11 protein-coding genes are annotated in these 13,647 nt (G+C 70.3%); 6 read left to right on the top strand and 5 right to left on the bottom strand.

Annotation, left to right across the window (positions count from 1 at the left end):
• The first annotated feature begins 10 nt into the window (after window positions 1–10).
• Entirely contained in the window at window positions 11–1,228 is a 1,218-nt protein-coding gene (locus AB0I77_RS33500) for a DivIVA domain-containing protein (RefSeq protein ID WP_363286505.1), read from the top strand.
• 218 nt (window positions 1,229–1,446) lie between these two features.
• On the opposite strand, the gene ileS is transcribed toward AB0I77_RS33500, so the two are convergent.
• Window positions 1,447–4,593: an isoleucine--tRNA ligase gene (gene ileS / locus AB0I77_RS33495; protein WP_363286504.1), complete on the bottom strand. Its 3,147-nt coding sequence runs from the start codon at window positions 4,591–4,593 to the stop codon at window positions 1,447–1,449.
• 617 nt (window positions 4,594–5,210) lie between these two features.
• Here ileS and AB0I77_RS33490 point away from each other — a divergent pair.
• From AB0I77_RS33490 to AB0I77_RS33475, 4 genes are all read left to right on the top strand, one after another.
• Window positions 5,211–6,248, top strand: a complete 1,038-nt coding sequence (locus AB0I77_RS33490; protein WP_363286503.1) for a TraR/DksA family transcriptional regulator — start codon at window positions 5,211–5,213, stop codon at window positions 6,246–6,248.
• A gap of 70 nt (window positions 6,249–6,318) precedes the next feature.
• Entirely contained in the window at window positions 6,319–6,930 is a 612-nt protein-coding gene (lspA, locus tag AB0I77_RS33485) for a signal peptidase II (RefSeq protein ID WP_363286502.1), read from the top strand.
• Window positions 6,931–6,981: 51 nt separating this feature from the next.
• Window positions 6,982–7,926, top strand: coding sequence for an RluA family pseudouridine synthase (locus AB0I77_RS33480; protein ID WP_363286501.1), 945 nt, complete (start codon window positions 6,982–6,984; stop codon window positions 7,924–7,926).
• Window positions 7,923–8,390 carry a GNAT family N-acetyltransferase gene (locus AB0I77_RS33475; protein WP_363286500.1) on the top strand — a complete coding sequence of 156 codons (468 nt, stop codon included), beginning with the start codon at window positions 7,923–7,925 and terminating at the stop codon, window positions 8,388–8,390. Before AB0I77_RS33480 ends, AB0I77_RS33475 begins: the two co-directional genes overlap by 4 nt.
• A gap of 45 nt (window positions 8,391–8,435) precedes the next feature.
• Here AB0I77_RS33475 and AB0I77_RS33470 read toward each other — a convergent pair whose 3' ends face one another.
• The gene (locus AB0I77_RS33470) at window positions 8,436–9,554 is read right to left on the bottom strand and encodes a mechanosensitive ion channel domain-containing protein (protein WP_363286499.1); all 1,119 of its coding nucleotides are present in this window, start codon (window positions 9,552–9,554) and stop codon (window positions 8,436–8,438) included.
• A 107-nt stretch (window positions 9,555–9,661) separates the two neighbouring features.
• Here AB0I77_RS33470 and AB0I77_RS33465 point away from each other — a divergent pair, with 107 nt between their 5' ends.
• A complete protein-coding gene (locus tag AB0I77_RS33465) occupies window positions 9,662–10,231 on the top strand; it encodes a dienelactone hydrolase family protein (protein ID WP_363286498.1) in 570 nt (189 codons plus the stop codon).
• Window positions 10,232–10,238: 7 nt separating this feature from the next.
• Here AB0I77_RS33465 and AB0I77_RS33460 read toward each other — a convergent pair whose 3' ends face one another.
• The 3 genes from AB0I77_RS33460 to AB0I77_RS33450 all read right to left on the bottom strand — a co-directional run bounded on the left by AB0I77_RS33460 (window position 10,239) and on the right by AB0I77_RS33450 (window position 13,603).
• Window positions 10,239–11,900, bottom strand: coding sequence for an alkaline phosphatase D family protein (locus AB0I77_RS33460; protein ID WP_363286497.1), 1,662 nt, complete (start codon window positions 11,898–11,900; stop codon window positions 10,239–10,241).
• A gap of 94 nt (window positions 11,901–11,994) precedes the next feature.
• Window positions 11,995–12,834, bottom strand: a complete 840-nt coding sequence (locus AB0I77_RS33455; protein WP_363286580.1) for a thioredoxin domain-containing protein — start codon at window positions 12,832–12,834, stop codon at window positions 11,995–11,997.
• A 76-nt stretch (window positions 12,835–12,910) separates the two neighbouring features.
• Complete coding sequence (locus tag AB0I77_RS33450) at window positions 12,911–13,603, bottom strand: hypothetical protein (protein WP_363286496.1); 693 nt, start codon at window positions 13,601–13,603, stop codon at window positions 12,911–12,913.
• Window positions 13,604–13,647: the final 44 nt, after the last annotated feature.

The following is a 13,647-nucleotide window of genomic DNA, read 5'->3' as shown; positions in this document are numbered from 1 at the left end:
AGGTGAAGAAATGCCGTTGACCCCCGAGGACGTGCGGAACAAGCAGTTCACGACCGTCCGCCTCCGAGAAGGCTATGACGAGGACGAGGTCGATGCCTTCCTCGATGAGGTCGAAGCCGAACTGACCCGCCTGCTCCGCGAGAACGAGGACCTGCGCGCCAAGTTGGCCGCGGCCACGCGTGCTGCTGCCCAGAACCAGCAGAACATGCGCAAGCCTCCCGAACAGCCACAGGACCAGCAGCAACAGCAGGGGATGCCGCAGCAGGGGCAAGGGATGCCTCAGCAGGGGCAGGGAATGCCCCAGCAGGGGCAAGGGATGCCTCAGCAGGGTATGCCCCAGCAGGGCATGCGAGGTCCCGGCGCTCCGGTGCCCGCCGGCATATCTGGCCCGCCGCAGCAGCAGATGGGTGGCCCCATGGGTGGCCCGCCCCAGCTGCCGAGCGGTGCACCGCAGCTGCCTGCCGGTCCCGGTGGTGGCCAGGGCGGCCCGCAGGGTCACGGTCCGATGGGCCAAGGCCCCATGGGCCAGGGCCCGATGGGCGGCCAGCCCCCCATGCAGCAGCAGATGGGCGGCCCGATGGGTGGCCCCATGGGCGGTCCGATGGGCGGCCCCGGTCAGGGCCCTGGTGGCGACAGCGCCGCCCGTGTCCTCTCGCTGGCTCAGCAGACCGCCGACCAGGCGATCGCCGAGGCCCGGTCCGAGGCCAACAAGATCGTCGGTGAGGCGCGTTCGCGTGCCGAGGGTCTCGAGCGGGACGCCCGTGCCAAGGCCGACGCCCTGGAGCGGGACGCGCAGGAGAAGCACCGCGTCGCGATGGGCTCCCTGGAGTCCGCCCGCGCCACGCTGGAGCGCAAGGTCGAGGACCTGCGGGGCTTCGAGCGCGAGTACCGCACGCGTCTGAAGTCGTACCTGGAGTCGCAGCTGCGCCAGCTGGAGACCCAGGCCGACGACTCGCTGGCTCCGCCGCGCGCCCCGGCGGCCCCGTCGCTGCCGCCGTCCCCGGCGCCCTCCATGGCTCCGGCCGGCGCGAGCGCCCCGTCGTACGGCGGTGGCAACCAGGGCATGGGTGGCGGCCCGTCGCCCGCGCCTCCGTCCTACGGCGGTCAGCAGCAGATGTCGCCCGCGATGACGCAGCCGATGGCGCCGGTTCGGCCGCAGGGTCCGTCCCCGATGGGGCAGGCTCCCTCGCCGATGCGCGGCTTCTTGATCGACGAGGATGACAACTGACGGTCGGTGGCCAACTGACGGTTGGTAATACGGCGTAGAAGTCGGCAGCGTTCAGGGCGGGGCCCCGGATTTTCAGATCCGGGGCCCCGCCCTTTTGCCGTGCCCGTTGCTTTGCCATGCCTGTTCGGGCAGGGGTACGCAACGCCGAAGGCCTGGGTCACCGAAGGAGATTCGGAGACCCAGGCCTTGGTGCGTGCGCTGGGGGGTTGGGGGTGCGGTTACGCCTTGCGCAGGCGGAACGTCAGGGACAGGCCCTCGTCGGTGAACGGGGATCCGTACGTGTCGTCCGCCGCCTCGCCCTGGGCGAAGTCTGTGGCCAGAACCTCCTCGGCGATCAGAGCGGAGTGCTCGGACAGGGCCGCGATCACCGCCGGGTCCGTCGCCGTCCAGCGCAGTGCGATGCGGTCGGCCACGTCCAGGCCGCTGTTCTTGCGGGCCTCCTGGATCAGGCGGATCGCGTCACGGGCCAGGCCCGCCTGCCGCAGCTTCTCGGTGATCTCCAGGTCGAGCGCGACCGTGGCGCCCGAGTCGGAGGCCACCGACCAGCCCTCGCGCGGGGTCTCCGTGATGATGACCTCGTCCGGGGCGAGCGTGATCGTCTCACCGTCGACCTCCACCGATGCCGTGCCCTCGCGCAGTGCCAGGGACAGGGCGGCGGCGTCCGCGTTCGCGACGGCCTTCGCCACGTCCTGGACGCGCTTGCCGAAACGCTTGCCGAGGGCGCGGAAGTTGGCCTTCGCCGTCGTGTCGACCAGCGAGCCGCCCACCTCGGACAGCGACGCCAGCGACTCGACGTTCAGCTCCTCCGTGATCTGCGTGTGCAACTCGGGGCTGAGCCTGTCGAAGCCCGTCGCCGCGACCAGCGCGCGCCGCAGCGGCTGGCGCGTCTTCACGCCCGACTCCGCGCGCGTGGCACGGCCGAGCTCCACCAGCCGCCGTACGAGGACCATCTGCTTCGACAGTTCGGGGTCGATCGCCGTGAGGTCCGCCGTCGGCCAGGAGGCCAGGTGCACCGACTCCGGGGCGCCCGGGGTGACCGGCACGATCAGGTCCTGCCAGACCCGCTCGGTGATGAACGGGGTCAGCGGGGCCATCAGCTTGGTGACCGTCTCCACGACCTCGTGCAGCGTGCGCAGCGCCGCCTTGTCGCCCTGCCAGAAGCGGCGACGGGAGCGGCGTACGTACCAGTTGGACAGGTCGTCGACGAACGCCGACAGGAGCTTGCCGGCGCGCTGGGTGTCGTACGCCTCCAGGGACTGGGTGACCTGGTCGGTGAGCGCGTGCAGTTCGGACAGGAGCCAGCGGTCGAGGACGGGACGGTCGGCCGGGGCCGGATCGGCCTCGGACGGTGCCCAGCCAGACGTACGGGCGTACAGGGCCTGGAAGGCGACCGTGTTCCAGTACGTGAGGAGCGTCTTGCGGACGACCTCCTGGATCGTGCCGTGGCCCACGCGGCGTGCCGCCCACGGGGAGCCGCCGGCCGCCATGAACCAGCGCACCGCGTCCGCGCCGTGCCGGTCCATCAGCGGGATCGGCTCCAGGGTGTTGCCCAGGTGCTTGGACATCTTGCGGCCGTCCTCGGCGAGGATGTGGCCCAGGCACACGACGTTCTCGTACGACGACTTGTCGAAGACCAGGGTGCCGATGGCCATCAGCGTGTAGAACCAGCCGCGGGTCTGGTCGATGGCCTCGCTGATGAACTGCGCCGGGTAGCGGGACTCGAACAGTTCCTTGTTCTTGTACGGGTAGCCCCACTGCGCGAACGGCATCGAACCCGAGTCGTACCAGGCGTCGATGACCTCCGGCACGCGCGTGGCCGTCTTCTGGCACTGCGGGCAGGCGAAGGTGACGTCGTCGATGTACGGGCGGTGCGGGTCCAGGCCCGACTGGTCGGTGCCGGTCAGCTCGGTGAGCTCGGCGCGGGAGCCGACGACGGTGAGGTGGTCGTCCTCGCAGCGCCAGATCGGCAGCGGGGTGCCCCAGTAGCGGTTGCGGGACAGCGCCCAGTCGATGTTGTTGTTCAGCCAGTCGCCGTACCGGCCGTGCTTGACCGTGTCCGGGAACCAGTTGGTGTCCTCGTTCTCCTGGAGGAGGCGGTCCTTGATGGCGGTCGTGCTGATGTACCAGGACGGCTGCGCGTAGTAGAGGAGCGCGGTGTGGCAGCGCCAGCAGTGCGGGTAGCTGTGCTCGTACGGGATGTGCTTGAAGAGGAGACCGCGCTGCTGGAGGTCCTCCGTGAGCTTTTCGTCCGCCTTCTTGAAGAAGATGCCGCCCACCAGGGGGACGTCCGCCTCGAAGGTGCCGTCCGGGCGGACCGGGTTCACGACGGGCAGGCCGTACGCGCGGCAGACCTTGAGGTCGTCCTCACCGAAGGCGGGGGACTGGTGGACCAGGCCCGTACCGTCCTCGGTCGTGACGTAGTCGGCGTTGACGATGTAGTGCGTCTCGGTCCCGGCGGGGAACTCGACCAGCTCGAACGGTCGTTGATATGTCCAGCGCTCCATGTCGGCGCCGGTGAAGGTCTGGCCGGTGGTCTCCCAGCCCTCGCCGAGCGCCTTGGCGAGGAGCGGTTCGGCGACGACGAGCTGCTCCTCGCCGTTGGTCGCGACGACGTAGGTGACCTCGGCGTGCGCGGCGACCGCCGTGTTGGAGACCAGCGTCCAGGGAGTCGTCGTCCAGACCAGGAGCGCGGCCTGGCCGGCGAGCGGACCGGAGGTGAGCGGGAAACGGACGTACACGGACGGATCCACGACCGTCTCGTAGCCCTGTGCCAGCTCGTGGTCCGACAGGCCCGTGCCGCAGCGCGGGCACCAGGGGGCGACGCGGTGGTTCTGGACCAGCAGGCCCTTGTTGAAGATCTCCTTGAGCGACCACCAGACCGACTCGACGTACTCCGGGTCCATGGTCCAGTAGGCGTCGTCGAGGTCGACCCAGTAGCCCATGCGGGTCGTCAGCTCGCCGAAGGCGTCGGTGTGCCGGGTCACGGACTCGCGGCACCGGGCGTTGAACTCGGCGATGCCGTACGCCTCGATGTCCTTCTTGCCGTTGAAGCCGAGCTCCTTCTCCACGGCGATCTCGACCGGGAGGCCGTGGCAGTCCCAGCCGGCCTTGCGGGCCACGTGGTAGCCGCGCATGGTGCGGAAGCGGGGGAAGACGTCCTTGAAGACGCGGGCCTCGATGTGGTGGGCGCCGGGCATGCCGTTGGCGGTGGGCGGGCCCTCGTAGAACACCCACTCGGGGCGGCCCTCGGACTGCTCCAGGGTCTTGGCGAAGATCTTCTGCTCGCGCCACAGGTCGAGCACGGCGTGCTCCAGCGCGGGCAGGTCGACCTGGGCGGGCACCTGGCGGTATGTCGGCGTTGTCATCAGCGAGCTTCCTCCGGCGGACTTGCTGCCTTCCGTCCGGAGGGACGAGAGCTGTGTCTTTCCTGCGCCGCTTTCGGCGCGCTCCCGCGGTACCACCCTCCTTGGCCCCCGGTGCGGCACGCACACCGGTGAGCCCCCTCATTGGGGTCGCGATGCCGGTTCTACTCACCTGGGGGCCCGTGGGCGGAGCCCACTGTCCAAGGCGTTCTTCCGGCGGCTCCGGGGTGATCTTCACGTCGCGCTCGCCCCCGGGCTTCCACCGTCCCCGGGTCGCTCTGGGCTGCGTACGACGCTACTCGTCCCCATCCACGCTTTTTCGCTCCGGCCAGTGTACGGCGCCGCGGGGACAGTGGCCGACCGGTTTTCGCGCTCCGGGCGCGGAGGTTCGGCGCAGCCCGTGCTGACCCGAATGGCGAGGTGCCCGCGTTCGGATCCTGGGACGTGCGGCCCGGCGGATTACCCGGCGGGGAGCTGGGCACAACGCATGCAGGTTTGCCGCGCGGCATCTGCGAGGCGGGCGAATCGGGCGGTGCGCCCCGTTGCCGCGGGACTCAAGTCGATTTATCGTCCCAGCACGATTCGCGAGCAAGATCACAATATGTGAAGGGGCCGCGGCCATGGTGGCGAAGAAGACCGCCGTACAGCAGTCGGCGTCCGGCAGGTCCACACCGGCCTCCGGCGGTGCGGCCAAGGATGTGGGCGGGAAGAAGAGCGCGCAGGGGGGGTCGGCCAGGCGGGCGGCCAAGGCGGTGAAGACGGTGGGTACGGCGGCGAAGAAGACCGGAGTGAAGAAGGCGGTGGCGGAGAAAGCGGCGCCGGCGAAGAAGGCTGCCGCGAAGACGACCGCTGGCGACGCGAAGACGACCACTGGCGAGAAGACCGCTGCGAAGAAGGTCACCGCTTCCAAGGGTGCTCTCTCCAAGAAGGCATCGGCCAAGAAGGTCGCAGCGAAGAAGGCGTCTCCGAAGAAGGCGGTCACGAAAAAGGCGGCTACGAAAAAGACAGCACCCAAGAAGACAGCAGCCAAGAAGACCGGTGCCTCGAAAGGCGCCGTTGACGAGCGCGTCCCCTTGAGGAGCGCCTCTACGAACAGTGCGACCAAGAAGAGCACGGTCAAGAAGAGCACGGCCAAGAAGGCGGGCGCGGCCGAGGCCGCGGAGCAGACGGGAGCCACGACAGTGGTTGCGAAGAAGACTCCTGGCACGGCCACGGCGGCGAAGACCGCCGTTCCCAAGGCACGGCCCGCCGCGGCGGAGCCCGGCGAGCTCGCGGTGCGCCCCGGCGAGGACCCCTGGACCCCGGAAGAGGTCGAGGAAGCTCGTGTCGAACTGACATCCGAGGCGACGCGGCTGAGTAACGAGATCACGTCCTCCGAGGCGTCCCTCGTGGGCTTGATGCGGGACTCCGGGGACGGCGCGGGCGACGACCAGGCGGACACCGGCACGAAGAACATCACGCGCGAGCACGAGCTGGCCCTCGCGGCCAACGCGCGCGAGATGCTCCTCCAGACCGAGCGCGCCCTGGAACGGCTCCACGCGGGCACGTACGGCCTGTGCGAGAGCTGCGGCAACCCCATCGGCAAGGCGCGTATGCAGGCGTTCCCGCGGGCCACCCTGTGTGTCGAGTGCAAGCAGAAGACCGAACGTCGGTACTGATAAGTATCCGGGGGCCGAGGGGCGTGCCGTACTCTCGTCCTCAGTCAGGTACCTAGGTCGAGGGACTCACGTGGCAGAGGCGGAGCGCATCATCGGTACGCCGGAGACCCCGGACGGAGCGGGGGCCGAGCGGGAGCAGTCGTCCGGGCCGGATTCCGGTTCGGGCGGGCGGGAGAGCTCCGGCGAGCGGCCCAGGGGCAAGCGGCGGATCGCCGTCCTGTTCGCCGTCGCGATCTTCGCGTACGCGCTGGACCTGGTGAGCAAGATGATCGTGGTCGCCAAGCTGGAGCACCACGAGCCGATCGAGATCATCGGGGACTGGCTGAGGTTCGAGGCCATCCGCAACGCGGGCGCGGCCTTCGGCTTCGGCGAGGCCTTCACGGTGATCTTCACGATGATCGCGGCGGCCGTGATCGTGGTGATCGCCCGCCTCGCCCGCAAGCTCTACAGCCTGCCCTGGGCGATCGCGCTCGGCCTGCTGCTCGGCGGTGCGCTCGGCAACCTCACCGACCGGATCTTCCGCTCGCCCGGCGTCTTCGAGGGCGCGGTCGTCGACTTCATCGCGCCCAAGCACTTCGCGGTCTTCAACCTGGCCGACTCCGCGATCGTGTGCGGGGGCGTCCTGATCGTGCTGCTGTCGTTCAAGGGTCTCGACCCCGACGGGACCGTCCACAAGGACTGAGCGCGCAGGCTGGCGTACGGCGTTGTCGGACCCGTCCGGCATACTCGACGGGTGAGCACCATTCCCGAGATCCGTAACCTGCCCGTGCCCGACGGCCTGGAGGGCGAGCGTGTCGACGCCGCCATCTCGCGCATGTTCGGCTTCTCCCGTACGAAGGCCGCCGAGCTCGCCGCGGCGGGGAAGGTCACGGTCGACGGCTCGGTGGTCGGGAAGTCCGAGCGGGTGCACGGCGGGGCCTGGCTCGAAGTCGAGATGCCGCAGGCGCCCGCGCCCGTGCAGGTCGTCGCCGAACCGGTCGAGGGCATGGAGATCGTGCACGACGACGATGACGTGGTCGTGATCGTGAAGCCGGTCGGCGTGGCCGCGCACCCCAGCCCCGGCTGGACCGGGCCGACGGTCATCGGAGGACTCGCCGCCGCCGGATACCGCATCTCGACCTCCGGCGCCGCCGAGCGCCAGGGCATCGTGCACCGCCTGGACGTGGGCACGTCCGGCCTGATGGCCGTGGCGAAGTCCGAGTACGCGTACACCTCGCTCAAGCGCCAGTTCAAGGAGCGCACGGTCGACAAGCGCTACCACGCGCTCGTCCAGGGACACCCGGACCCGACCAGCGGCACCATCGACGCGCCCATCGGCCGCCACCCGGTCCACGACTACAAGTGGGCGGTCACGGCCGAGGGCAAGCCGTCCGTCACGCACTACGACCTCATCGAGGCGTTCCGCTCGGCCTCCCTGCTCGACGTGAAGCTGGAGACCGGCCGCACCCACCAGATCCGCGTCCACATGGCCGCCCACCGCCACCCCTGCGTCGGCGACCTGACGTACGGCGCGGACCCGACGCTCGCCAAGCGGCTGGGCCTGACCCGTCAGTGGCTGCACGCCGTTCGGCTCGGCTTCGAGCACCCTGGTGACGGGCAGTGGGTGGAGTTCGGGTGCGACTACCCGGACGACCTCCAGCAGGCCCTGGACCAGGTCCGGGAGGAGACGTACGCGTGAGCCGGCCGTACCTGGTGCGTGTCGCCGAGGACCCCGCCGACCGCGAGGCGTGCTTCGCGGTGCGCAAGGAGGTCTTCGTCGGCGAGCAGGGGGTCCCCGCGGACCTGGAGTACGACGCGTACGACGCCGGCGCGGTGCATGTGCTCGCGATCCGCGAGGACGGCACACCGCTCGGGACCGGTCGGCTGCTGTACGGCGAGGCGGCCGCGGCGAAGACCGACGGCGACCCGGCGGTGGGCTCGCTGGGCCGGCTCGCGGTGACACAGGCCGCGCGTGGGCTCGGCGTCGGGGCCGCCCTCGTGGCGGCCATCGAGGACGCGGCACGCGCGCGTGGGCTCGCGGCGGTCGATCTGCACGCGCAGACACACGCGCTGGGGTTCTACGAGCGGCTGGGGTACGTGGCGTACGGCGCGGAGTACCTGGAGGCGGGGATCCCGCACCGGGCGATGCGGCGCGTGCTCTAACGCCGACGCGGCCCCCCGTCGGCGCCCGGCCTAGCGGGCTTTCCGTCAGCGGACCGGGCCCGTCCACCTCGGTTCGTTCGCGCGGCGCGGGCTCGCGCCGTCGCGGGACGGGCTGCCGTCCCTGCGGCTGTCGGGCAGGACCGCGTCCGCCGTGTTGACGCGGGGCAGGGAGTACGGGTGGTCCTGGGACAGCCAGCGGATCATCTGTTCGCGGACCGTGACCCGTACCGTCCAGATGTCGTCCGCGTCCTTGGCCGTCATCAGGGCCCGTACCTGCATGGTGTTCGGGGTGGTGTCGGTGACGTCCAGGCCGTAGGCGCGGCCGTCCCAGGCCGGGCACCCGCGCAGGATGTCGCGCAGTTTCTCGCGCATCGCGTCCAGTGGTGCTGTGTGGTCGACGTGCCAGTAGACGATGCCGGTCATCTGCGGGGTGCCGCGCGACCAGTTCTCGAAGGGCTTGGACGTGAAGTACGAGACGGGCATCGTGATCCGGCGTTCGTCCCAGGTCCGTACGGTCAGGAACGTCAGTGTGATCTCCTCGATCGTGCCCCACTCGCCGTCCACCACGACCGTGTCGCCGATGCGCACCATGTCGCCGAACGCGATCTGGAGCCCCGCGAACATGTTGCTGAGCGTCGACTGGGCGGCGACACCGGCGACGATGCCGAGGATGCCGGCCGAGGCCAGCAGCGAGGCGCCCGCCGCGCGGAACGCCGGGAACGTCAGCAGCATCGTGGCCACCGCCACCACGCCGACGGCCGCGGAGACCACGCGCATGATCAGGGACACCTGGGTCCGCACGCGCCGGACCCGGGCCGGATCGCGGTGGGCGCGCGCGTAGCGGGTGTACGTGGTCTCCACTATCGCCGCGGCGATACGGATCACCAGCCAGGCGGTGGCCCCGATGAGGATCAGCGTGAGCGTCCGGCCTATTCCGGTCCGGTTCTGCTGAAGAATCCCCGCCTCGTCGTACGACCCTCTCAACATGGCCGCGCACAGCACGAGTTGGTAGGGGATGCGGCCCCGGCGCAGCAAACCCCACATCGGGGTCTCGCGGTGGCGTTCGTCGGCCTTGCGCAGCAGAAGGTCGGTGGCCCAGCCGATGAGCAGCGTGAGCACGACCGACCCACCGATCACGATCAGCGGGCGGAGTACGTTCTCCATGCCCACGAACGTAACCGCCCGCGGGTGCTCATGAACATGTGATCTCGGCGCGAATCTGGATACGGCCGGGCAGCCGCGCTGTCGTACCCGGCTGGCACCATGGCCTCATGGACATCATGCTCTTTCATTCGACCCATGGCCTCAGGCCCGCCGTGCGGGCGGCGGCCGACCGGCTGCGCGCCGCCGGGCATGAGGTGTGGACGCCGGACCTCTTCGAGGGGCGCACGTTCGAGACGGTCGAGGAGGGCATGGCCTTCAAGGACGAGATCGGCAAGGACGAGTTGCTCAAGCGGGCCGTCCTGGCCGCCGCGCCCTACTCGGAGCGGCGGCTGGTCTACGCCGGGTTCTCGCTCGGTGCCTCCATCGCGCAGACGCTCGCGCTCGGCGACGCGAAGGCGCGCGGGCTGCTGCTCCTGCACGGCACGTCCGACATCGCGCCGGGCGTGAGCGTGGACGAGCTGCCCGTGCAACTGCACGTGGCCGAACCGGATCCCTTCGAGACGGACGACTGGCTGACCGCCTGGTATCTACAGATGGGCAGAGCGGGCGCCGACGTCGAGATCTACCGATACGCCGGGGCCGGCCACCTCTACACCGACCCCGACCTGCCGGACTACGACGAGGAGGCCGCCGAGGCCACCTGGCGGGTGGCGCTCGGCTTCCTGGAGAGCCTCTGAAGGGGCCTCAGACCGGGTCGTAGGTCCGCTCCACCTTCTGCGTGCCGCTGCGCGTGCGGTACGAACGCGCCCAGGCGGAGGTCGCGTCCGGCTTCGTGCGGTCGGACAGCACGTAGTAGTCCATCTGCGCGCGGTCGGCGGTGATGTCCAGGACGCCGTAGCCGTGGCGGTCGGTGTCGACCCAGTGGACGTGCCGGTTGGCGGCCTTGATGATCGGCGCGGCGACGGCGGAGATCGTGCCCTCGGGCACCTTCACGAGGTCGTCGAGGTTGTCGGAGGTCACCGACGAGACCACGAACTCCGTGGCGGCCGAGGCGGACAGCGGGTACGTGCCGGCGTTCACCGGCACGTCGTTGGCCCACGCCATGTGGATGTCGCCGGTCAGGAAGACCGTGTTGCGGATCGCGTTCGAGCGCAGGTGTGACAGCAGCTCCCGGCGGTCGTCCGTGTAGCCGTCCCACTGGTCGGTGTTGAAGGCGAGGCCCTCCTTCGGCAGGCCCAGCAGCTCGGCGAGCGGCTCGAGGAGATCGGCGGTCAGCGAACCGATCGCGAACGGCGAGATCATCACCGAGTTGCCGACCAGCCGCCAGGCGGTGTCGGAGGACTTCAGGCCCGCCTTCAGCCAGTCGAGTTGGGCGCGGCCGGTGAGCGTACGGTCCGGGTCGTCGACGGAGCCGTTGCCGACGGCGGCCTGCTGCGAGCGGAAGGAGCGCAGGTCCAGGAGCGAGAGGTCGGCGAGCCGGCCGAAGCGCAGCCGCCGGTAGGTGGTGCCAGCGATCGCCGTGCGCACCGGCATCCACTCGAAGTAGGCCTGCCTGGCGGCGGCCTGACGGGCGGACCAGGCGCCCTCGGCGCCCTCGGTGTGGTTCTCGGCCCCGCCCGACCAGGCGTCGTTGGCGAACTCGTGGTCGTCCCAGATGGCGATGACGGGCGCGGTCGCGTGCAGGGCCTGGAGGTCGGCGTCGGACTTGTAACGCCCGTGCCGGGTGCGGTAGTCGGCCAGCGTGAGGATCTCGTGGGCCGGCGCGTGCGGCCGTACGACGGTGTCGCGGGTGCCGTACTCGCCGGTGCCGTACTCGTAGATGTAGTCGCCCAGGTGCAGCCAGGCGTCCAGGTCGCCGCGGGCCGCGAGGTGGCGGTACGCGGAGAAGTAGCCGGCCTCCCAGTTGGCGCAGGAGACCACGCCGAAGCGCAGGCCCGCGACGGACGCGTCGGCGGCGGGCGCGGTGCGGGTGCGGGCGACGGGGGAGTCGGTGCCCCCGGCGAAGAACCGGAACCAGTAGTCGGTCGCGGGTTCCAGGCCGCGCACGTCCGCCTTGACGGTGTGGTCGGTGGCGGCGGTCGCGGTGACGGAGCCCTTGGCGACGATGTTCGTCAGCGCCTTGTCCTTGGCGACGATCCAGCCGACCTCGGTGTCCGGGCCGAGCCCGGAGCCGGGTACCGCCTCGGCGGTCGGCGTCACGCGGGTCCACAGCAGGATGCCGTCCGGCAGCGGGTCGCCGGAGGCGACGCCGTGCGGGAAGGCGGGGGTCTCGTCGGCGGCTCGGGCCGGCAGGGCGGCGGCGAGCGGACCGGCCAGCACGGCGGTGGCGGCCGCGGCCTTGACGACCGTACGGCGGCGCGGAGACAGGGAGTTGAGACGCTCGGGTGATCTGTATCGACTGGTCACGAACGGTCAGGTTACTGACCGGTACACGCCAGAGCGGGCGAACTCGCAAAAGTTCGCCCGCTCTTCGGCTGAAGGTCGGTTGCCGAAGGCCGGTTCAGGCCTTGAGCGCCGCGTCGACCAGCGAGGTGAAGTCGGCCACCGACATCGGCGGGTTGCCGCCCGAGGTGGTGAGCATCTTGCCGTCCATGACGAAGCTCGGGGTGCCCGTCACCTTGTCCTTGTTCGTGTCGAAGGTCTTGGACATGGCCAGGGCCCAGGCGTCGTACTTGCCGCTCGTGACGGCGTTCTGGAAGGTCTTGTTGTTCTTCAGGGCCGGAACGGTGTTCGCGACCTCGATGAGGTAGTCGTCGCTCTTGAACTTGTCGTCGGTCTCCTCGGGGTGCCACTTCGTCGAGTACAGCGCGGTCTTGTACGCCATGAAGGCGTCGTCGCTCACGTTCAGCGCGGCGCCCATGGCGGCCAGCGCGTTCTTGGAGCCCTCGCCGTTGGTGCCTATCTTGCCGCTGCCCAGCGAGTCGCCGTCGAGGAAGGTGCCGCCGATGTACTGGATCTTGAACTTGCCCTCGTCGAGGTCCTTCTCGACGGTCGAGCCGACGGTCTGCTCGAACTGGGCGCAGACCGGGCAGCGCGGGTCCTCGTAGACCTTGAGGGTCTTCTTCGCGCTGCTCTTGCCGATGACCACGGTCGTGCCGTCCGTGCCCGTGGTGTTGGCCGGAGCGACGACCTTCTCGTCCTTCACGGCCTCCCACGCGCCGGGCTTGTTGGACTGGACGACGGCGTAGCCGATGCCGCCGGCCACCGCCAGGACGCCGACGACCGAACAGGCCACGATGACCTGCCGCTTGACCTTCGCGCGCTTGGCCTGCCGCTCGCGCTCCTGGCGCAGCCGTTCGCGGGCGGCGTTCTTCGCCTGCTGGCTGTTCCGCTTGCTCATGTCGATGATCTCCATGGGGACGCGCACACCTCGTGTGCGGGATACGAATGGGGGACTGCACGTGCTCAGCTGCCTGTCAGAGGAAGGCGACCGAGCACGGCGGTCCACGCCGTCCCAGAGAGTGCACGAGGAACCGCTCCCGGGCGGCGGTCGTGCGGCGGCCGGTGGGCCGTACGCGGCTCGTGGCGGGAGTCGGCCGTACCGTCACCGACGCGACCGCGAGCAGCAGCGGCCGGAACGTGGTCGCGGCCACCGCGCGCAGCAGCTGGGCCAGCGCCCGCTCGCCGCGGCTCAGCCAGGCGGTCGCGAGGAGTCCGACGGCGACGTGTGCGCCGAGCAGCAGCCAGGCGGCCACCGGGTCGACATGGGCGACCAGGCCCGCGACCCGCTGGGGGTCGGTGCCGGTCACCCGGGCCAGCGGGGCGCCGAAACTGGTGCCGTCGCCGCACAGCACGTCGAGGCCGACGGAGCGCAGGGGGCCGGTGACGGGGCCGCCGGCCGCGCCGTAACAGACGTGCTGACCGGTGGTGAACACCGTGTCGGCGGCCAGCTCCAGCGGGATCAGCAAGGCGGCGATCCGGCCGAAGCCGCGCGCGCGGCCGGCCAGGGCGTAGGCGATGACGAACACGGCGACGGCGATCACGGCCACCGTGTTCAACGGCAGCGGGACCCGGGACAGCAGGACGTGCGACGCGGTGCTGAGCGTCACGACGAGTGCCGTGAACAGCGCCGCGCGTACGGCTCTGAGCTGAGTCCCGGATATGTCCATAGCGGAGGAGAGTGTGTCACGGACCGCTGTAGGAGACCCCTAAA

This window comes from Streptomyces sp. NPDC050619 (genome assembly GCF_040654815.1).
GTDB lineage: Bacteria > Actinomycetota > Actinomycetes > Streptomycetales > Streptomycetaceae > Streptomyces.
This window is presented reverse-complemented; position numbering and strand designations above follow the sequence as displayed.